Here is a 21,440-nt window from a genome sequence, read left to right as displayed (position 1 = left end):
ACACCAAACAGACCAAAGCCTGCCCAGCACAAGGCATCAAAACAATTGGCACTGGCTTATCAAGCACCCTGTTGAGTTCTCAAAGAACAACCACACACCATCAGGAAACCCACCCAAGCAGGCAACCCTCCGGGGCCCAACCCGCACCCACCTCGCAGCGGGCACTTTTACTACGTTACCTTACCATCTGCTCCGCGTCAAACCGTGTGTCCCGGTCCGTCACGCTTCAGGCGGTTCGGCACCAGCGAACCAGCGCGGCGGTCGCCCACCTCGCTCGATCATCGGATTCAGCAGGCCGGCCGCCGCGGTCTCCCGCGAACTCGCCCGGTGCCCTGCCGGTCGTAAACATTACCCGGTCGGTTTCGCTCCACCAAATCCGCCCCCTAGGCGGCCCAGTCGAGCACCTCCCGGCCGCGTCCACATAGGAAGAATCCTCGCGAACCCGGCGCCCTTGCTTCTTGAGCGTGAGGACTTTCGCCCTCTTTGCCCGTTCCGCGCTGGCAGAGAGAAAGTTACGCGTCCACCGGATTGATCGTCAAATCCGGAGAGAGCGGCGCCCGTCACACCGGGCTCGACGGTCGACAGCTCGCTCCTGGATCCACACAGCAACGTTTGCCGGAAGGCTGGGAGGACTGTCCTGGCCGGCTCAGCGCATACCTGCTCGGGACGCCCGCCATCCGCGCACACCCAGCAGGCCCACGGCCGTGCCGATCGCCAGCGACGCCCCGATCAGCAGTGCGTGCACCCACAGGAAGCCGGTCGCCGGCCATTCCCCGACGACGCCGGCGGACCAGGATCTCGGGTCCCGCCAGATGGCGAGGGCGAACCGCGGCCAGATTGCCCAGGTCCAGACTCCGACCCCGATGAGGAAGACCGCCCAGCCGCGCGACAACACCATGGTCGGCGAGTATGCCAGCGGCACCAGCGGGGCGGTGCCGGAAGCATTCGATCGGTACGGTGGTCCGCATGACCCCGCTGCTGAGCCGCACCAATGCGGAGGCCCACCTCTACATGGATCTGCACCCCTGCTCGTGCGGGGAGACGCGGTTCCCTCGGCAGAGCGCGGTCGTCGCCCTGGCGGACGGGGATCTGGCCAGCCGCTACACCGGCAGCTGCGCGGGATGTGGACAGGAGCGGGAGTTCATCTTCCGACTACCGCCCACCGTCACCACCGCCGGCAGTGGCTTCCGCTACGGCGACGACGAGCCGTCACAGTTGCTCGACCCGGGTGAGTGGCTGCTCGTTTCCGACGCGTACGCCGGTCAGGTGCCGGCACAGCCCGCGACCAGCGAGGCCGCGCAACGGGCGCGCGCAACCCTGAGCCGGGCGGTGGCCGCGCTCGACGAGGTGGGCAAGTTCATCCCGACCGGTGGTGACACCGTCCCCCCGGACGCATTCGTCAGCGACCGCGGACGGCAGCTGCACCAGCGCGAGCCCGGGCGGTTCCGGGGGGACCGGCTGGCCGCCATCCGCGACGCGTACGCCGGCCTGCTCTCGCGACTCGGCTGAGCGGCACAGTTTCGGGCCCCCCGGCTGGGCTACGTCGGCCCGCCCGCATAGTCGCGCGGGTCGGTGGAAGCCCCAGGCGGGAGGATCTGGGCTGGCGGGAGATGGTCCAACTCCATCGGGGTCAACCGGCCGATGAGGTGTCCCGTCGACTGAGCCACCCCGCGCAGCCTCCGTTCCCGGGCCGCTGAAGCGTCCGGGCCAGGCGGGCCGACCAGGTCGAACTCGTGCACGAAGTAAATGCTTCCGTCACTCGACTGTGTCGAGGTGACCAGGAGGCCGCCGGATGGGTTCGCGATCACCAGCCAGGCCGGTGACAGCCAAGGATCTCGGTGTACGCGCTGGGCGTGCACCAGGTCGAACGGCGGGTACTCCGGATGCACTCCGAACAGGGGACGCTCCGGCATCAGGGTGAACGGCACACCGGGAATGTGGTGCTCTACCTCGGGCCGCGCGCCGTTGTTGCGGCGCAGCCAGTCGCGGTAGCTCGTCGGCAGCCGGACCCCGAGCGCAGCTTCGACCGACTGAAGCTGCGCCTCGTCGAGCTGCCCGTAGGGGCGCAGCCGGGCCGGCTTCCAGAGGTTGCCGGAGGGCGGCTCCATCACCTCGTTCTCATCTACCCGACGGACCGTCACCTCCCACTCGTCGGCGCTGACCATGTCGAGATCCGCGAAGCGCCAGGTCTCCTCACCCACCGGGAAGATCTCACCGAGCATCACCTCATGATGCGGGGACGCCTCGCTCCGGTGCGGCATGACGACAATCTCGGCGCGGACCGGTGGCCCCACGTCGACCCACCGGACCCCAAGGCGGGCCTGGCCCACGTCGACGGGCACGTTGTTGGGGATCGACGCGACAGCGGTGAACGAACGCAACGGCGCTACCTCCTGGCAGCTATCGCCACCGGCAGAGGCACCGTGCCCGCCCGCGCCTTGCTCATAGCTGCCCATTCTCGTAGTTGCTGGGGTCCGTGAAAGTCCCCGGCGGGTGGATCTGGACCGGCGGGAGGTGGTCCAGTTTCATCGGGGTCAACCGGCCGATGAACTCGTACATCGACCAGGCCACCGCCCGCAGCTTTCGTTCCCGGGCGGCCGTGGCGGCGGGGCCAGGCGGGCCCACCAGGTCGAACTCGTGCACGAAGTAGACGCTCTCGTTGCCCAGCTCTGCCGATACCACCAGCAGACCACCAGCCGGTTCGGCGATGACCAGCCAGGCCGGCGAGAGCCAAGGGTCCCGGTGTTGGCGCTGGGCGTGCACCAGGTCGAACGGGGGATATTCCGGGTGGACGCCGAACAGCGGACCCGACGGAAGCAGAGCGAACGGTATGCCGGGGATGTGGTGCGCCACCTCCGGCTTCGCCCCGTTGTTCCGACCCAGCCAGACGCGGTACTCCCGCGGCAGCGGGGCCCCGAGCGCCGTCTCCAAAGACTGGAGTTGGGTCTCGTCCAGCTGACCGTAGGGCTGTAGCCGAGCCCTCTCCCACAGGCGTCCGGTCGGCGGCTCCATCACCTCGTCCTCGTCCACCCGCCGGACGGTGACCTTCCAGTCGTCTGCGCTGGACATGTCGAGATCCGCGAAGCGCCAGGTCTCCCCGGCAACCGGGAAGGTCTCGCCGAGCGTGACCTCATGGGCGGAATTCTCGTCACTCCGGAAGGGCATCACGATGATCTCGGCCCGCACCGGCGGCCCGACATCCACCCAATGCACCCCGAACCGGGCCGGCCCGACGCTCGTCGTCGTGTTGTTCCGGACGACGGCCACATTCGTAAACGAGCGCAACGGTCCTCTCCCGGCTCCCTCAGGCACGATCAGGTGTCCAGCATGTCGTACAGCGCCGGCTCGGCGGGAAGTACAAAACCGAGCACGTCACGGGCGATCCGTTCGGCCTCCACGCGGTCCACCGGCACCGACGTCACCTGCCCCGGCACCACACCGCCAGCCGTCCAGTGCAGCGAGCGTCCCGGGCCGCCAACCTGCGACACCATCAGGCCGACCACGCTACCGTCGGCGGCGAGCAGGGCGAAGTAGGTGATTACGTGCCGCTCGTCGTCAAGGTCAGTGCGACCGAGGGTGCGCGGTGGCGACGCGGGCTCTGCCAGCGGACCGGACTGATCGATCAGCGGAACGCCGGGACTCGGGACAGCCAGCGGACGGTTCACCTCCGGCTCGGCGGACGTCCGAGGCGACGGCACGGGTGAATGGCCGATAGCTGCCGGTCCACCCCCCGCCGAGGGTGGAGCGGCGACCCGTGTCTGGTCCAGGTGTGCGCACCACGGCCCCATCAGGTCGAGAAGCGCCCGCACCGGCATCGGTGACGGATGCTCGGTGTTCCAGGGGTTACGTAGCTGCACCTGGCCGTCCTGCACCGCGACGATCTCGTAGACGTGCTTCGCCTTGAGCCCATGCGGCAGGGTGGTAGGCCGGGGATAACTCTCCTTCGGCCACGTCGCGATGGTGATCGGGCTGCCGGCCCCGAGTAAGGCCGCCAGTTGACGCTCGACCCCCGCCTCCCGCCCCAGCGTTACATCGAGCAGCGTCTGCCGGGCCGGTAGGCCGGTCAACTGGGTGAGCAACTCGGCCTGCATCAGTGCAGTGCTGCCGACATCGAGCCGCGCGTAACCGGTCGGCGCGGCACGGTGCGGGTCGTCCTTGCTATGCCACCCGCGCCACTCACGCTGCCACTGCTCCTGCCGCGCACCGGTCCAGGTCCTGTCGACTGCAGCGAGCGCCTTCTCCAACACCGACGCCCACCCGACTCCGACCTCTGACCGGTCGGCATACGCCGCCCATGAGCTGCCGGCGTGCACCGGGACGTGCGGCCGCACGTTGATCCGGATGCGCCGCCCGGTCGCCGTCGACCCGTCTCCGCGCAACACGCTCTCGTGCAGCAGGACGTCCACCGTGCCGTCCGGTCTCGGCTGGAACAGTTGGGGAATGCTCTCCGGTCGATGCCCGGCGAGGGCCGCCATCGTGGCCAGCATCCCGCAGTCGCCCAGCATGCCCTGCTGCACCTGCGTCCGTAGGGGCGGGCCGTCCAGGAGCGGCGCCGGCTCGCCTGTTGCCGGAAGCAGTGCGCGACCGTACTCGATCGGATGCTCGGGGTCTGGGTCGGGCAGGGTCACCCGGTCGGCGACCACGGCGATCTCGCCGGTGGTCACGGTCGGGATGACCTCGGCATCGACGTCCGGCTCGGGCGGCATCATCGCCGCCAGCGCCTTGGTCAGCGCCTTCGGCACCAGCCCCATCCGCCGGGCGTCGGACAGGTAGTGGAAGCTGTGCGTGGTGAGCACCGCCACGGCGGCGGGATTCGACCCGTACTCGACGTTGAAGGCGGCCTCGATCCGGGATCGGTCCTCGACCAGCAACGCCTCCCGACCCGCCCCGGTGCTCAGGTCGTACGCGGGCGCCGACACGTCCAGGGTGAACTCTGGAGCGCCATCGAGAGTGTACGGACGCAGGTCGAAGCGACCGGTCAGGTCGACGTAGATGCCCTCGGCGGTGATCCGGTCGGCCAGTTGCGGGTCAACCTGCCGGATCGGGTCCAGCAGGGCAGGCGGCAACCCGATGAGCTGCCCGGCCAGGGCGGGCATCCGGGGCAGCGAGGACTGGCTCTGCTCCCCGTGCACGGCCAGCTCCCGCAGCTTCGCGTTCAACTCGGCGGCCGGGGGCGGCTGGAAGTCGGGGGCCAGCCGCGCGCGATAGTCGATCGCGCGGAACCGTTCGACCATGGTCGGGTTGGGGTTGTAGGCCAATACCCCGGCCACCGCATCGGACGTGATCACCGGCAGGCTCAGCTGCATCACCTGGGTCCACACCTCGGCGGGGAGGACCGCGAGGCGGGCAGCGACCTGCGGCGTACCCCAGCGCAGGCCCAGCCGGTCGACCAGGGTGTCGATCTCGGCGCGCAGGGCGAGCCGGGTGGTGGGATCGGCCTGCGGGTACCCGGCGGCCATCAGGCGCAGCTCGGCCAGCCGGCCCCGGTCCCGGGCGGAGAGGCCGGCCGGGTCGATGGGGCCTTCGGCAGCACCCTGGTCGAAGAGCCCCACCTGAGCCTCGCCGGTCTCGTGCCGGGCCAGCAGTTCGGCGGTCTCGTGCGCCACCGCGCGGTCGACCGCCGCGTCCGCGGCACGGTCGGAGACGGTGAGGTTGAAGGTGCCGTCGAGGTTTCGGGTGGTCTGCGCCACGATGCCGTCGGGAAGAGTGGCGGCGGTGACCTGGACGCGCAGTGGCTCAAGTCCGGCCGAGCGAACCTCGAAGGTGTCGGCGCCGACGGCCACGACCTGGTCCGCGCCGATCGGCTCGGCCAGGGTTGGCAGGACGGTCCGGGCCCGGTCGACCACCGCCGAAGCATCCGCGGCAGGCCGACCGTGACCGTGGAAGTCGGAGCCCGGCAGCGCCGGAACGGTGCTGCGTGCCAGCTCGACGTGCGCGTACCAGGGGCTCATCAGGTCGAGGAAGGCGCGCACCGGCATCGGCGACGGGTGCTGCGAGTTCCACGGGTTGCGCAGCCGCACCTCGCCGTTCGCCACCGACACGATCTCGTACGCGTGCCCGGCGACCAGCCCGTACGGCGGCTTGCCGCCTGGCTGGGACGAGTACGCGTCGGCCGGCCGGGTTCCGGTGACCAGCGGGCTGCCGGCGGCCAGCAGCCTCGCCAGTCGCGTCTCGGCTTCGGCCTCCCGTCCCGGAGTCGGGTCGAGCTGACTCACCCCGGTCGGCAGCCCGGTGAGCTGGCTGAGCAGCTCCGCCTGCACCAGGCGACTGCTGCCGTTGCCCAGCCGGGCGTAACCGAGCGGGGCGGCCTGCGCGGCGTCCGTGCCCGGACGGGCGGTCCACTGCTGCTGCCACTGGTCGTGGCGCTGCTGGGTCCAGGTGCGGTCGATCGCCGCGATCGCCTTCTCCAGCAGCGACGCCCAGGCCGCACCGACCGTCGACTGGTCGGCGTACGCGCTGCGTCCGTTCGAGTTCGGGTGCAACGGCACGTCGGGCCAGACGGTCACCCGCAGCTGGCGTCCGGTCGGGGTGACCGCCTGGCCGGGCCCGCTGGTCTCGTGCAGCACCACGTCCACCGAGCCGTCCGGATTCGGGTGGAACATCTGCGCGACGGTGTCCGGCAGGTGACCGGCGACCGAGCCGATCACGGCGATCATGCCGCAGTCACCGAGCGCGCCCTGCTGCACGTCCGTCCGCTTCGGCGGACCGTCGAACAACGGCGGCGGTTGGCCGGTCTGAGCGTCCAGTGCCGGCCCGTAGACCGGTCCAGGCTTCTTCGGGCTGTCCGGCGGCAGGGTCACCCGGTCGGCCACGACCCTGACGTTTCCGGACGGGTCGCCGGTCGCGGCGGTCTCCGCCATGGCGGTGGTGGGTGCCGGTGCGGGAGTGATGCCTCGCAGCGCCTCGGTCAGGACGTCGGGTACCAGCCCCATCCACCGGGCCGTCCCCTGGTAGTGGAAGTCGTGACCGGCGAGCAGGGTTGCCGCCTGGTCGCCGCGCAGTCCACGCAGCGCTGCCCGGGCCCGCTGCCGGTCCTCGTGCAGCTGGGCCCGCCGACCGTCATCGGTGGTCAGGTCGAACGCCGGACGGGCCGCGCCGAGATCGATCGCCGGAACCGCAGCCACCATGTACGGGCGCAGGTCGTAGCGGCCGGTCAGGTCGACGTAGACCCCCTCGACGGCCAGCCGGTCGGCCAGTTGCGGGTCCACCGCCCGGATCCGGTCGAGATGCTTGGCGGGTAGGGCGACGATCTGGCCGGCGAAGGCGGGCATCCGTGGCATCCCGGACTGCGCGTGCTCGGCCTCGGTGGCCAGTTCCCGCAGCCGGGCGTCCAGGTCGGCCTGCGGCGGCACCTGGAAGTCCGGTGCCAGCCGAGCCCGGTAGTCGATCATCCTGACCCGCTCGACCTCGGTGAGGGTCGCCGCACCCGCCAGTACCCCGGAGACCGCGTCGGGCGTGATCGACGGCACGCTGAGCTGCATCAGGTGGGCCAGCACGTCCCGGGGGAGCAGCGCCCACCGGGCCCGCACATCCGGGTCACCGACCCGTAGGCCGAGGTGGTCGGCGAGGGCGTCGATCTCCCCGCGTACGGCCAGGCGAGTGGCCGGGTCGGCGTCGGCGTACCCGGCGGCGAGCAGCCGCAGCTCCGCCAACCGCGCCCGGTCGTGGGCGGTCAGCCCGGCCGGGTCGATCGGGCCCCGCACGTTGCCCGGGTCCAGCGGGCCGACCAGCGCCCGACCGGATTCGTGCAGCGCCGCCAGCTCGGCGACCTCGTGCGCGAGCGCCCGCGCCACCACCGGGTCAGCGACCCGATCCGACACGGTGATTGTGAAGGTCCCGTCCGGCTCACGGGTCGACCGCGCCACCAGGCCGTCGGTCAACGGACCGGCGGTCAGTCGGACGGTCAGCGGGTGCTGCCCGGCGGTACGGATCTCGAACAGGTCCGGTCCGACCGGGACCACCGCGTCCACCTGGGCGTACGGGGCGATCTGCGGGAGCGCGGACCGGGCCAGGTCCAGCACCGCCGCCGGGTCGGCGGCCGGTCGGCCCAGACCGTGGAAGGTGGAGCCCGGAACGGCACCGGCGGTGATCGAGCCCTCCGTCGATACGCTGGCGTCATGGCCACGCCCGCCGACCTCTACGCCGCCATCCTCGCCAACCCCGACGACCTCGACCTGAGACGGCGCTACGCCGACGCCATCGAGGCCACCGATCCCGACCGGGCCGAGCTGATCCGCCTCGACCTGGCCGGGGCCAACCGCACCCGGGAGATGTTGTTCCTGTCCCGCCGGATCCATCCCCGGCTCGCCGAGCCGGTCACCCACCTGCTCGACAAATGGGGATTGCGTAACGGCCTCATCGAGTCGGTCACCATGACCGCCCGCACCTTCATCGACCACGGATCCGAGGTCTGGGCTCACCACCCCGTCCGCCACCTCGCGCTGGTCGACGCTGCCGGACTGATGCCGGAAATCGCCGCGGTCTCCTGCCTCGACCGCTTGGTCGCCCTCGACCTGCGCGGCAACCCGATCGGCGACGACGGGCTCAGCATCCTCGTCAACTCGCCCCATCTGGGCCGGTTGCGCTGGCTCGGCCTGGCGCGCTGTGGCATCGGCCCGGCCGGAGCCGAGGCCCTCGCCGCCAGTTCGCACCTGCCCGCCCTGCGCTTCGTCGACCTGCGGCGCAACCCCGTCGAGGTCACCCCCCGGGGCTACGGGCAGGACATCGACGGGAGCCCTACCGAGGTCGAGCTGCCCCCGCTCGGCCAGGAACTGGTGGCCCGGTACGGGCCGCTGCCCTGGCTCGACCTTCAGTGGGGCTGGAGGTTGTACAGCACCGCCCTCTGGGATGAGGTCTGACGGCGAGTCCAGCGGTGTGGTTCCGCCGTCATCGGGCGACGACATCGGTGGGGTGTCGCGGTTCGCCTCTGCGATCCGTTGGGCATGGAAACGGATGCTGGGCGGGATCCCCCGCGAGTCGTCCGGCAGCGCTGCTGCCTGGCGTAGGACCGAATCCACCACGCTTTCGTCGGTCTTGGCCAGGAGTGCACCAGCCACGCCAGCACCGCCGAGGACTCTGAGTTGACCACTGCCGTCCCGTAGGCCGAGCACGTCGGGGAGGCGGTCGTTCGCGTCGAGGGCCGGCCCCTCCATCGCGGCCAGCTCCACCTCGGACAGCAGGGTGTGCACGCCACCGGGGAGCCGGGGCTCCTGCCCGATGGAGAGCACTACCCGGTCGTAGACCTGCTCGGTGCCGTCGCTGAACAGCACCAGGAACGCTCCGTCGACGGTGTGCCGGATGCCGACGATCTCGCGCAGGGACATTTCCGCCACTCGCGCCTGGGCCGTGTCGGAGTACGCACCGAGGTCGGGCAGAGTGTTGCGCCGGTTGTAACCACCGCTGAAGCTGTACTCCCGCTGCGCCCGCGCGTCGACCGCCGGGTCACCCGTCACCCGTTGCGGCGGTAGGGGCCTGGCCAGGGCCGACCAGTCGATGCGCCCCGCCGGGGAGGCTGCGGCCTGCTCGATGTCCCACGCCCCGGACGCGCCCGCGCCGTAGACCAGCACCCGGTCGCCCGGATGGTACGCGTCGGCCAGGTTCTGCCCGCCGAAGTTGACCGGCGGCGCGGCCGGGCGCGGATCGGTGAACGAGCCGTCCGGGGCATGGCCGAGGCGGGTGGCCACCTCCTCGGGCAGCGTCCGTGGATCCACCGGGCCGCCCGCCGGGTCGTGGACCTGCCCGGTCAGGGTGTCGACGGCGTACCCGGTGACGGAGTCGACCACCAGCGGATCAGTCGGCCGGCCGGTGAGGTCGGTGAGCAGCGGCAGATCAGCCCGGCCGGTGCCAGGACCACCGAGGACGGCTCGTACGGTCGGGGGCAGGTCGGCCGGGTCGACCACGGCGCCGGCGGGATCCCGGAACACCGGTACCGCGCCGGAACGGTCAACGCGGTAGCCGGTGGTCGGGTCGATGTAACGACCGTTGGTGGTCGCCGGCGCGCTCGGTACCCGGGAAGGTCCCGGACCGGTCGCGATGTCGACGGATTCGGTGAAGACCTCCCGCCCACCGATGGTGACCCGGTAGTTCGCGCCGTCGGGCCACCCTGCGGCGTCGGCCGGGCGAGGTGTGACCGAGGTCGCCAGGCCCTGGTAGGTGGGCATCCCGCTGAGCGCCCGGGCGGCGCCCACCGCGTCGGCGAAGACGTCGGACGGGGTGAACTGGGTGCCCTCTTCGGCCAGGTCGCCCGGCTGGAACGGCAACCCGGGCAGCTCCAACTCGGAAGGGACCTGCCCCATCAGCAACGTCTGCCGCTCCGCCCACGGGTCGTGTCCCTGCGAGACGCAGAGCACCGGCGGCAGGCCGGTACCGGTGTCGGCGGGGGCCCCCATGGTGACGAAGTCGGCGGTGGCGGCCCAGCCCCCGCCGATCACCAGCCGGCCGAAGACATGATCGGGTGCCGCGTCCAGGGCCGAGTCCACCCTGGCGGTCAGGGCCAGGTCGGCGTCGTTGCGCAGGGCGGTGGCCTGCTGGGCCCAGGCTCGGGCCTCGGCTCGGAGAGCCGACTGTGCGGCCCGCAGGTCCGCGACGAGCTGTTGCCCGTCGCTCTGGGCGAACCCGATCAGGCTCTCGACCTCCGGGGCGAGGGATCCCAGTTGGTTCCGGATCAGGTCGAGGCGGGCCTGAGCCGCCGCCGGCCCGACCGTCGGCACGTTATCCCCGAGTCTGTGTACCGGATGGGCCGGTTGCTGTTCCAGCAGGCCAGATGCGATCAGCAGGCTCAACGCCTCGGCGCGGAGCTGACCGGCCCGGACCGCATCGGCCGTGGCGGCGCTGTCGGCGAGCACCACCCGCAGCTCGGCCAACTGGCCGATGTTTCGCGCGGTGAGAGCGCGGGCTCCGTCGTGCTCCGGCCGGGCACCCTCGGCGAGCGCAGTGGTTGCGTCGGTCCGCAACCCGCCGGCCCGCTCCTGGGCGACGGTGTCCACCTCGGCCAGGGTCGCGGCCACCGCCCGGCGGACATGATCCGGGTGCGCCCCGGTCGACACCTGCACCACAGCACCGTCGGCGGTGTACTGGATGGTGGCGACGGGCACGAGCGGCGTGTCTGTCGGAGGGTCGGTCAGCTCGATGCGCACCTGGTAGGGGCCGTCGAAAGTGTCCAGGGTGACGGTGGCGTTGGCGGGATCGACGTGCGCTGCGTCGGGCAGCGGCCCGCCGGTCAGCGCGGCCCCCAGTGCTTGGGTGGTACGTGCTGGATCGGCGTCGAGCAGCGCGCCACCGAAGGTCGTACCGGCGGCGGCCTGCCGCAGGTCGGGCCCGTCGGCGTGGCTCGTGGAGTCGCGGCCACTCGGCGGCCCCGGCGGGCCGTCGAGGTTGGTCAGGCCGTCGATTCCACCTCGGGCCACACCTGCCGGCCCTTGGTCCGGCCCTCGCGGCGTGCCTGTGCGTACTCCTCCATCACCCGCCGGGGCGGCAGGCTGGAGTGCACCGTGATCACTCCCGACCGGTCGATGATGTAGCTCCCCTGGCCCACGTGTATCCCCGAGGCCCGTTCCTGCTCCGAGAGTCTCTCCCGGGCCAGCCAGCCGAACTCGAACTCCCGGAGCACGATCGGATTCCCGGTTCCCAGCAGTCGGCTGATCAGCGCCAGCGCCTCGTCCTCGGTCAACTCGCCCCTCCCCGTCAGGCATCATCATCGCCCAGAGGGCATGAGTTTCCCGCACGTCGGCGTCCGGCATGTCGGGCGACGTCGTCCCGGTCTGCGGATCCCACCACATCGGCGCGTCGGCGTCGGCCGGGAAGACGATCACGAAGGCGTGGGAGCCGTCGACCTCGGGTCGGCCGGTCTCGTCGAGGACGACGTTCCCGGCGCCGTCGAGGAACAGCCAGTCGGCCACCACCAGCGCTGACGCTCCCGGACCGGCGTCCGCCACCCGCTGGTAGACCTCGGCGTACTGCCGGGCGACCGCGTCCGTGCGGGCGGACAGGTCAGCCGGCAGGTTGTCGGACCCTCCGGTCCACTCCCCGCCGATCCACGCCTCGGCCCGCTCCAGACCGCCCCGCTCACCGGAGACGCGGTCGATCGATCCGTCGTCGAACCGGTCAGCCCAGCGGGGCACCGACACCTGGGGATCGCCGTGGAAGCTGGCCAGTGCGGCCAGTGAGCAGTCGAGACAGTTGTTGCCCCGGCCCGGCTGGTCCGACCCGCCGTCGTTGACCAACTGCCCGTACGGGTGGGTGGACGGGTCGGCGAAGACCGAGTACCCGTCCGGGGTGGTCAGACTCGCGGCAAGATCGTCCTGGAAGCGGGTGTCTTCCAACGGTGCCAACTCGCCCGGCCCGATCCGCCGGCTCTCCGGCAGCGAGGGCTGGGGGGCGGCGTCGGTCAGGCTGTCGGTTCCACCGTCGGCCAGACCTGCCGACCCGTCATCCGGCCCTCCCGGCGGGCCTGCGTGTACTCCGTGATCAGCAGTGGTACCGGCAGACTCATCTGCGCCGTTATCACTCCCGTCCGGTCGATGATGTAGCTCCCGTGGCCCAGGTGTCTGCCCTCCGCCCGTTCCTGCGACGACAGCTGCTCCTTCGCCAGCCATCCGAACTCGAACGGATGCAGCTCGATCTCGTTCGCCGTGCCCAGCAGGCGCTTGATCAACGTCAGCGCCTCGTCCTCCGTCATTCGGAACCCCTTCCACCGCAGGCACCATCGACCACAGTGCGTAGGTATGCTGCACATACGCGGCCGGCGGCTGCGGCCACGTCATTCCCCGTTGCGGATCCCACCAGACCGGGCCGTCGGCGCCCTCCGGATAGACCAGGACGATGGCGTGTGAATCCTGAACCTGTACGTGCCCACCGTCGAGGACCAGTTCGCCGGTGCGGGGATCCGTCCTGACCCATTCGGCCACGACGAGCGCCGCCGAACCCGGACCTGCCTCCGCGACACGCTGATGGAGCTGCGCGTACTGCTCGGCCACTGCCGCCGCGTGCTCGGCCGGCGTGGTGGGCAGTCCGGTGGGGCCACCGGACCAGTCGGCGCCGAGCCATGCCTCGGCGCGGTCCAACCCACTCGCCTCGCCCGTGACGGTCTCGATCGAGCCGTCCGGCCGGACGTCGGCCCACCGTGGGAAGGACACCCGGGGGTCGCCGTAGAAGCTGGACAACGCCGAGAGTGAGCTGTCCAGGCAGTTGTTGCCACGACCCGGCTGTGCGGGCCCACCATCGTTGACCAACCGGCCGTACGGATGCGTGGACGGGTCGGCGAAGAGCGCGTACCCCTCGGGCGTCCGCAGGCTCTGCTCGACGTCCCACTGGTAGCTCGGATCCTCCAACGGCGCCAACTCACCCGGCCCGAGCCGGCGGGTCTGTGGCAACCCGTGGTCGGTGTCGATCGGTACCGACGTCGGACCGGCTCCGATCGCAGCCGGTGCGCTCGGGCCGGCATCGCTCAGGTCGCCGGGCCGCGCCTCCACTCCTCGGGCGTCGGCGGCCAGGTCGACCGGCGGCAGATCTCCGTCAGCTCGGCCTCGGTCGGCAGCGGGACCGCCGTGAAGTGCGCCACCTGGCGCTCCGCCGTCGCCCGGTCGACCTCCTCGGTCTCGTGGCGTTCCGGGTTCGCCCACAGGATCGCCGCCGCCACGTCCGGGCGGAACGTCCACGCCTGCTTCGGCCGGTCCCAGATCACCGCTTGGGTCGGCCCGCTGCTCTCGGCCTGCGCGATCAGGTTGACCGGCGGGCCGGTCGGCTCGTCCGGTCTCCGCAGGAGGAAGTAGCCGAACCTCAGCTGCGCCATGCACGCCCCCCATCAGGTCAAGGTCCAGACCGGGCAGGTCGGACGCCGTCAATCCTCGCGCGGCCAGCACGTCGGCGAACGTGCGGCCCTGCTCTGCCAGCGAGTCGAGGTACGACTGGAGGATGCTCGCCTGGCCCGGCGACGCCATCCACTTGGCGAAGCTGGTGTCCTTCGGCGGCGGGAACCGCGTGGCGTCCATGCCACCCGGCATGCTCGCCACGATGCCGTTGGCCTTGTTGATGGCGAGGATGTCGAGGAACGCGTTCACCCGGGCGGCGGGGGGTTGCGCCGGGTCGCGCATCACCTCGTACGGCAGGTGGGTCTGGGTGCCGATGGTGTAGCTGGTGGCGGTCGGGAACTGCAGCTCGAAGGTACGTCCGGACGGCGACGTCAGCGTGCAGTTCAGGCCGAAGAACCGGTTTCCGGGCTGCCAGAAGTTCTTCAGGTCGGTGACCTGGTAACCCTGGGCCTCCAACGACGAGAGGATCGAGTCCACCGCCGGCCCGTACGCCTCGGACTCCGGCCCACGCACCGAGAACCGCACGACGTCGTTGACGGTGTCGAGCGCCGATGCCATGTCGTAGCCGAGCGGTTCCATCTCGCTGCGGAACTTGCGGGCCAGGGATTCCGCGCCCTTGACCCGGTGCTGCTCGCCGAGCATGCTCAGCGCGTCCGCACCGGTCAGCCCGAGCCGCGCAGCCACCTCCGCGTTGACGCTCTGCAGGTCGGCCAGGATCTGGTCGGCGTCCAGCCGGGCCTCGGTCAGCACGTCGAGCAGGGTGGCCTGGTCGGTTTCCGAGAGCCCGTCAAGGTAGCGGGTCTCGGCACGGTCACCGTCCGGCCTCGACGCGTCGGCGTCGCTCAGTCCGTCGGATTCGGTGCCGGCCAGACCTGACGGCCGGTTATCTGGCCCTTCAGTCGGGCCGCCGCGTACCGCTTCATGATCAGTGGTGGCGGCAGGCTGGGATGGGCCGTCACCAGGCCCGTCTGGTCGATGATGAAGACCCCCTGGCCCAGCTGTCGGCCCTGTGTCCGTTGTGCCGGGGAGAGCGTCTCCTGGGCTGCCCAGCCGAACTCGAACGGGAAGATCGCCACCGGGTTGTCCGTCCCCAGCAGTCTGGTCATCAGCTGCCGGGCGTCTTCCATGCTCATCGGCATAACTGGGCTGCACCTCCGTCGACCCAGGGTTCGGCGTCAGTCCGACGCCGTCGCTGGGCAGCGAGTCAGGGTTGCTCTCGGCGATGGGGCTGGGATTGCCCTCGGCGTTGGGGGCGCGCGGCGGCGTCACGTCCGCGCCGGGCCTGCTGGTCGGACCGGCGTCCGGCTCCCGGTCCGGCGGCCGCGTGGCCGGCGGGGTGTCGGCGGTCGAGGCCGGTGGGGGCGGGGCCGGCCTGCTGGCCTCGGGTGCGGCGGGTCTGACGGGATCGCCTTCGGCGTCGAGCACGATCGCCCAGACGTCACCCACCCGATCGGCGTACAACGGGTCACTGTCGGAGATTTCTCTCCGCTGGCCGTCGACCCAGATTATGGTGCCCTCGTGGTTGACGGCAGTCCAGGTATGCGCCTCGCCGTTCTGGCCCGGCCAGGCACCGACAACCAACGCCGCGGAGCCAGGGCCGGCCGCGCGAAGAGCCTCGGCGACAGCATCGAGTGCGGCGACTCCGGTGCCCTGGTGGCCGAAGCTGGCTCGTAGTGCCTGCTCTTGTCGGGCAGTGCTACCTCGTTCCGAATCAGCCGGCTGGGCCGTTGCCGCCGCCACCTCCGGACGTCCGAACCAGGTAGACAAAACGGAAAGACCGACGTCCGCACAGTTGGTGTTACGCCCTGAGACAGTGGTTCCACCGTCGTTGACCAGATCCACCCATGATCCGACGTGCGGGTCCGGATGGACCGTCGGTCGCCCAGTCGCCGGGTCCCGGGGCACCGCAGCGTCCAGCGCCTCTTGGTCGGCTTGGTCGGGCGGCACCAGACCATCTGGCTGTCCGTAGGGCCGGTTGTCGCTCAGCGGCGGGCCGTTGCCCACCAGTCCCGCCACGGACGGCTGGTAGACAGCGACGTCACGATCCGGATCGGTGATCGGCTCGACGCCGAACTGCGGCAAGAAGTGGGCACAGGACCGGCACGGCGGTCGGTAATGCCCGAGCTCATATGTGACACCGTCCGACCGGGCCGGCTTGACCTGGTGCGTCACGATCTTTGCGCCTTGCAGGGCGTTCAGCGCGTACTGCTCGAAGTTGCCAGGTTCGCCAACCTGACGCCACTGCTGCTCGAGCAGGTACAGCTGGTCGGACACCAGGGCAACCTCGGCACACTTGCCGTGTCCACTGCCGACGTCGTCAACCAGGCTCGCTTCCGTCAGGTCCAGGGCCGCCTGTGCGAGCGGATGCACACTGGGTTGCGTCGGCGGCTTGGTGCCCTTGTCAGCCGTCATGCTGGTGTGCGTGGTGATGTCACCGTTGGGCATCAACAACGCGCCAGCCATGCCGGGCTGCTTGCCCTTGGAGACTGTGCTGGCCTTGACCGCCGTCCGGACGGTCTCCGCCAACGTCCGCGACGCCTCGATCACGGCGCGTTCGGCTTCCGGACCGGTCGGATCGCCGTCGACCGACGTCGGATCCAGGTTCCAGCTGTACGTACCGCGCCCCGTCGGCCCGTCCGACCGCCTGAGGGTCGACGGGTCGACCGGACCGCCCTGGACGCCGGGCGTGCTCGGTCCACCCTGCAGGGTTCCGGTGCTGCCCGGTACCGGAACGACGACCGGCCCGTCGGTGACGGTCGGCTGGTTCGGGTCCGTCCGGGTCGAGTGCGGATCCTGGTCGCCCTCGGGAGTGGTGGGCGAGCTGTCGGGGGCGGTCGTCGGTTCGATGCCCGCCGTCTGTGCCGGCACCGTCGGGGCAGGCGGGTCGACGGGGGTACGCGAGTCAGGCAGGCCAGTGGACGGGGTGCCGGCCGGCTGGGTCGGAGCGCTCTGTTGCGCTGGGGTGCCCGGTTGCTGTGTGGCACCGACCTGCTGGGCGGGACCGCCGGGCTGGGCCGGGCTGGTCGAGGTCGGACCGGCGGTCGGGGTCAGCGAGACCGAACCGGCCGAGTTCGGCGCAGCGGGATTGACGACCGGCGTGGGCGGCGTGGTACGACCAGACGCCGGCTGCGTGGCGGTGTTGCCGGTGGTGGGCTGCGTGGTGGTGGTGGGCTGCGTGGTGGTGGTGGGCTGCGTGGTGGTGGTGGGCTGCGTGGTGGTGGTGGGCTGCGTGCCGGTCGTGGTCGACGCCGGGGCGTTGGGGGCGGTCCCCACCTGTGGACCGGTCACCACAGGCGAGCCGGCCGTCGGGGTCGTCGGGACGGTGGGGCTGGCCGGGGCGGTCGGCCCGGGGGCGCCAACGTTGCCCGGCGGCGCACCGACGACCGGCGCTGTGGGCGAGGCGGCCACCGGCGGGGCGGGCAGCACCGTCGGCGGCGCGTCCGTGGCTACCGGAGCGCCCGGTGCGTCAGCCGGGGCGGCGTCGGCGAATTCTCGGGTGGGGGTGTCGGTGACCGGCGTGCCCTGGCTGTCCGGCGTGACGCGCTGGGGGGCGGTGTCGGTAGCACCGCCTTCCCCGGTGGCGCGGTCGGTCGGAGTCGTGGTCGCGCCATCGGCGGGGACACCGACCGGGGTTCCGCTCGTGTCGTCGCCGCGCGAGGTGCGCTCTGCCGTGGCGGTGTCGCCATTCGGGGTGCCACCGTCGAGCGCCGGAGCAACCGCCGTGTCCACGGAGGGCGGCGCGAGGCTGATCGAGCCTGCCCCGCTGTCCGGCACGGTGCCGCTGCCGTTCTGGGTCGCGCCACCGCCGGTGTCGGTGCTCCCGGCGCCCGATGCGCCATCGGCTACGCCGGAACTGCCCGCACCGACCGAGCCGGATCCGCTGCCACCACCGGCGGCGCCGGCATCCGACGTCGAACCGCTGCCACCACCGGCGGCGGCCGAGCCGGCACCCGACGCCGAGTCGCCGCCAGCAGCCGCCGTGGCACCGTTGGCCGAGCCGGCACCCGACGCCGAGTCGCCGCCAGCACCCGCCGTGGCACCGTTGGCCGAGCCGGCGCCCGACGCCGAGTCGGCGCCAGCACCCGCCGTGGCACCACCGGTCGACCCGGCACCCGCCGTGGCACCGCCGGTGCTCGAGCCGGCACCCGAGCCGCTGGCGCCGCCGAGGTCACCGAGACCGTTCGCACCGCCGAGGTCACCGAGGGACGGGCCGGCTCCACCCGCGCCGAGGCCGGCGCCGGGAGTAAGCGAGATACCCATCTTGTCGAGGGTCCAGTTGGTGCCCCGGGCGCCCAGGTTGCCGGCCGCACCCCCGGCGAGGGTGGCCCCGGTGCGGCCGGCGCCGCTGGCGAAGCCACCGAGGAAAGCGTCTCCGCCAGGCAAGACGAACTGCTGGTTGACGCTGGCATTGGCGAGAACGCTCGCGGCTGGCGACACGATCGCATTTCGCGCGCCGGACGCGAGGCTGGTGCTGCCCCAGCGGACCAGGCCGCTGCCCGGAAAGGTCAACCGGGAGGGGCTGAACGAGAAGGGCATTCGGGGCGCAGCCCGCCGGCCCGCCCAGCTCATGCCGGTACCGAGCACCGCACCATAGGCGCCGCCCGCGCCAGCGGTGAGGGTCCGCTTGCCGTCCCACTCCCGCCGCTCGCCGCTGTTCATCTGGTACGCCTGGGCACCGACGTCGATGATCAGCTCCTCGCCGATCTCTTCCAGCAACTCGAGACCGAGGCGGTTGAGGCCCCGCCGGAAACCCTGGCTGGTGGCAATCTGCCCCAGTCTGGTCCCGGCCAGCCGCAGCGCGGCGCTCATTCCCGCCCGGGTGAGCAGTTGCCGCCCCATCTGGGCGATCAGCCGCCGGAAGGCCACCGTCACCGCCTGCCGGCCGGTGGCCAGGATGCCCGGGATGGCACCGGCTGACACGCCGCCCAGCCACGCCATCAGCAGCGCGACGAACACCGCGATCACGGTGATGATGACCGCGATCATCACCGTGAGCTTGGCGTACTCGATCTCCAGCGCCGCCTGGTCACAGCCGACCGCGTACGCCGAGGCGATCTCCTGGATCAGCGGCAGGCCGGTGTTCGGGTCGACGCCGATCTGGTTCCAGAGGCGGCCGAACTCCTCGCCGGCCCCGCCGCCCCAGCTCTGCAGGATCTGCATGACCGCCGGGTCTGCCTGGCCCAACGTATCGCCGACCGCGTCGGCCAACGCCTGCCACGCGTCGGCAAGGTCGCGCATCCGGTCCTCGTCGCCGCTGGGCCACGCCTCACCCGCGCTCACCCAACAGATGGCATCCCAAACCCAGGTGTACTCGCCGAACGAGTCTCTGGGATTGGGTACCGCCACCCCGTGTGCCCCTTTGTCCGAATGACCCGCGACCGGCGGCCGACTACTTGTCGTCGCCGCCGAACAGCGTCTTGACCATGTCGTCGACGTCGACGGTGCCCTCGACCGCACCCTTGACCGTCGGTCCCAGCACCTCCACCAGCGGCACGAGATCCGCAGTCAGCTTGAGGACCTTGTCGGCGGGCTGGTCCTCACCGCCGAGGTAGCTCTTGTTGAACTCGTTGCCCGGCTCGTCGTCGCCCCAGGGGCGGCCCTCGTTCAGCGTCTCGATCGTCCCGGCGAGGTTCTGCCAGGTCATGGCCAAACGGGCACCGGCGGCACCGAGGTGGTTGGCCCCTTCCAGCGCCTCGTCGGGCTTGACGAAGGTCTCCCGCAGCTCAGTCATCGCTTGTCCTCCCCGGGCAGGTCGCTGTCCAATTGACGGAAGATGCCGTCGAGATCATGGTCGATGTAGGCCTGGAACTGACTGTCGGGAACGAACGGGCGGACCAGCTTCTCGACCTCGGCCATGGCCTTCTCGGTCGCGAGCCGGATCGTCTCGGTGACGGTGGCGGAGAGCTCCTTCGAATTCGGGCGGCGGTAGATGCGCGGGTCGAACTCGACCTTCGTCACCTGGCCCCGTGGCCCCACCGTGACGGTCACCAGACCGTCCTCCGAGGTGACCGTGGCCGCCACCGCCTTGAGCTGCTGCTGGAGATCACCCACGCCGGAGCGCATCCGCTCGAACTGGGCCATCAGCTCGTCGGCACGGGCGCGCAGCGCCTGTACGTCCATGGCGTGTCCTCCCCGTGCACGTCCACATTCCGCCCGCGCCTGGGCGTGACGACTCGACCATACTGAATTGATGCGACATCGGGGCGCCCGGTCTACGAGCGCTCGCCGTTACGATTCACCGACACGGGTTGACGGGGAGGTCAGCAGGCATGGTCCGGGACCGCCCATTGACGACACACGCCCTGGTGGCAGCGATGTTGGCTACGGCAATGTCGCTTCCCGTAGCGCATCCCGCCGAGGCCGCACCGGCGATTTGCCAGAATCCGAGCGATCCGGGACAGGTCAACACTGAGACCCCGTGGCACCAGCGGTGGCTCGCACCGCAACGGGTCTGGCCGTTCAGCACCGGCGCGGGAGTAAGGGTCGCCGTCATCGACTCCGGCACGGACAGCAGCCACCCCCAGTTGGCTGGGCGGGTGGACACCGGCTTCGACGCGCTGAGCGGCGCGCCCGGAGGCGATGTGGACTGCGTCTCCCACGGGACTGCGGTGGCCAGCATCATCGCCGCCGGCCGGCAGGATGGAGTTGGCTTCCACGGCCTCGCACCCGATGTCACGATCGTGCCGATCCGGGTCAGCGAGCGCAACGCCAACGACGCACAGGGCGCTGGTGGGGAGACCGTCACCGGCCTGGTCTTCGCGCAGGCGATCCGGCGCGCGGTCGACGACGGCGCCGACGTCATCAACATGTCGGTGACCCTCTACTACCCGGACCAGGACGTACGGGATGCCATCAGGTACGCCGCGGAGAAGGACGTGGTGCTGGTCGCCGCCGCGGGCAACGAACACCAGGACGGCGTCCGCCCAGACCCGGTGCCCTACCCGGCCGCCTACGACGGCGTGATCGGTGTGGGCGCCATCGACCAGAACGGCACCCGACTTCGGCAGTCCCAGATCGGGTCGTACGTGGACATCGTCGCTCCGGGCGGAGCGGTGGTCGCCGCCACTCGGCTGGCCGGGCATCAGGCCTGGGACGGCACCAGCTTCGCCGCCCCGATGGTGAGCGCGACCGCCGCGTTGATCCGCTCGGCCGAGCCTGGCCTGTCGGCGGCGGAGGTCGCCCGGCGGCTGCTGGCCACCGCAGACCCGGCCCGAGGGGATGCCTCGCGCGGCTACGGCAGCGGAGTGCTCAATCCTTACCGGGCGGTCACCGAGCGGCTGACCAGCGCGAAGCCGGTGGCACAGCCGCCGCTGCCCGAGGTACCGCACGACGCGGCGGCGCAGGCTCGCGCCCAACGGTGGGAGGTTTTCGGCCGGCTCGGGCTCTGGATCGGTCTGGCGCTGGCTATGGTCGCCGTCGGCGTGGCGGTGCTGGCGGCGCTGCTCCCCCGGGGCCGCCGGACCCGGTGGCGGCCCACCCGACCGTCGGCGCCGCCGCCTCCCGGACCTGAGCTCGACGAGCCGGAGGCGGCCTTCTTCCGAGTACCGAACTCGATGCAACGCGGCTGACGGCGATATCGGCGGCACCCGGACGACCGTGGCCCGCTGGCGGCTGCGGTGAGGACGGCCGACG

Annotated in this window: 8 protein-coding genes and 2 pseudogenes; 3 read left to right on the top strand and 7 right to left on the bottom strand. The window is 71.3% G+C overall.

Going from position 1 to position 21,440, the window contains the following annotated elements; translation table 11 throughout:
• Positions 1-646: 646 nt before the first annotated feature.
• Positions 647-898 (bottom strand): SCO4848 family membrane protein, encoded by a 252-nt coding sequence (locus BMY89_RS28270; protein ID WP_092383335.1) that lies wholly within the window; start codon positions 896-898, stop codon positions 647-649.
• Between the two features lie 68 nt (positions 899-966).
• Here BMY89_RS28270 and BMY89_RS28265 point away from each other — a divergent pair, with 68 nt between their 5' ends.
• Positions 967-1,509, top strand: a complete 543-nt coding sequence (locus tag BMY89_RS28265) for a hypothetical protein (protein ID WP_092383314.1) — start codon at positions 967-969, stop codon at positions 1,507-1,509.
• Between the two features lie 29 nt (positions 1,510-1,538).
• Here the strand turns inward: BMY89_RS28265 and BMY89_RS28260 are convergent, their stop codons facing one another.
• The 3 genes and pseudogenes from BMY89_RS28260 to BMY89_RS31625 all read right to left on the bottom strand — a co-directional run.
• Positions 1,539-2,381 (bottom strand): DUF6406 domain-containing protein, encoded by an 843-nt coding sequence (locus tag BMY89_RS28260; protein ID WP_232521596.1) that lies wholly within the window; start codon positions 2,379-2,381, stop codon positions 1,539-1,541.
• A gap of 61 nt (positions 2,382-2,442) precedes the next feature.
• Entirely contained in the window at positions 2,443-3,267 is an 825-nt protein-coding gene (locus BMY89_RS28255; protein ID WP_232521595.1) for an SMI1/KNR4 family protein, read from the bottom strand.
• A 47-nt stretch (positions 3,268-3,314) separates the two neighbouring features.
• Positions 3,315-6,704, bottom strand: a pseudogene (locus BMY89_RS31625) (C2 family cysteine protease); the annotation flags it as partial.
• Positions 6,705-8,117: 1,413 nt separating this feature from the next.
• On the opposite strand from BMY89_RS31625, the gene BMY89_RS31620 reads away from it, so the two are divergent.
• Complete coding sequence (locus BMY89_RS31620; RefSeq protein ID WP_203980581.1) at positions 8,118-8,858, top strand: hypothetical protein; 741 nt, start codon at positions 8,118-8,120, stop codon at positions 8,856-8,858.
• A 2,907-nt stretch (positions 8,859-11,765) separates the two neighbouring features.
• On the opposite strand, the pseudogene BMY89_RS31615 reads toward BMY89_RS31620, so the two are convergent.
• From BMY89_RS31615 to BMY89_RS28220, 3 genes and pseudogenes are all read right to left on the bottom strand, one after another.
• A pseudogene (locus BMY89_RS31615) lies at positions 11,766-19,154 on the bottom strand (toxin glutamine deamidase domain-containing protein); the annotation flags it as partial.
• A 43-nt stretch (positions 19,155-19,197) separates the two neighbouring features.
• The gene (locus tag BMY89_RS28225) at positions 19,198-19,539 is read right to left on the bottom strand and encodes a hypothetical protein (protein WP_092383310.1); all 342 of its coding nucleotides are present in this window, start codon (positions 19,537-19,539) and stop codon (positions 19,198-19,200) included.
• Positions 19,536-19,928, bottom strand: coding sequence for a YbaB/EbfC family nucleoid-associated protein (locus tag BMY89_RS28220; RefSeq protein WP_092383308.1), 393 nt, complete (start codon positions 19,926-19,928; stop codon positions 19,536-19,538). Before BMY89_RS28220 ends, BMY89_RS28225 begins: the two co-directional genes overlap by 4 nt.
• 209 nt (positions 19,929-20,137) lie before the next feature.
• Between BMY89_RS28220 and mycP the strand changes: the two genes are divergently transcribed.
• Positions 20,138-21,376 (top strand): type VII secretion-associated serine protease mycosin, encoded by a 1,239-nt coding sequence (gene mycP, locus BMY89_RS28215; protein ID WP_092383306.1) that lies wholly within the window; start codon positions 20,138-20,140, stop codon positions 21,374-21,376.
• Positions 21,377-21,440 lie beyond the last annotated feature (64 nt).

The organism is Micromonospora phaseoli (assembly GCF_900109115.1).
Lineage (GTDB): Bacteria > Actinomycetota > Actinomycetes > Mycobacteriales > Micromonosporaceae > Micromonospora > Micromonospora phaseoli.
The sequence above is the reverse complement of the archived record's forward strand: the minus strand, read 5'-3'. Positions and strand labels throughout refer to the sequence as shown.

Excerpts from the sequence above, each read along its gene's own strand:
- mycP (WP_092383306.1), top strand. The coding sequence starts at position 20,138 with ATGTCGCTTCCCGTAGCGCATCCCGCCGAGGCCGCACCGGCGATTTGC.
- BMY89_RS28225 (WP_092383310.1), bottom strand. The coding sequence starts at position 19,539 with ATGACTGAGCTGCGGGAGACCTTCGTCAAGCCCGACGAGGCGCTGGAA.
- BMY89_RS28270 (WP_092383335.1), bottom strand. The coding sequence starts at position 898 with ATGGTGTTGTCGCGCGGCTGGGCGGTCTTCCTCATCGGGGTCGGAGTC.
- BMY89_RS28220 (WP_092383308.1), bottom strand. The coding sequence starts at position 19,928 with ATGGACGTACAGGCGCTGCGCGCCCGTGCCGACGAGCTGATGGCCCAG.
- BMY89_RS31620 (WP_203980581.1), top strand. The coding sequence starts at position 8,118 with ATGGCCACGCCCGCCGACCTCTACGCCGCCATCCTCGCCAACCCCGAC.
- BMY89_RS28265 (WP_092383314.1), top strand. The coding sequence starts at position 967 with ATGACCCCGCTGCTGAGCCGCACCAATGCGGAGGCCCACCTCTACATG.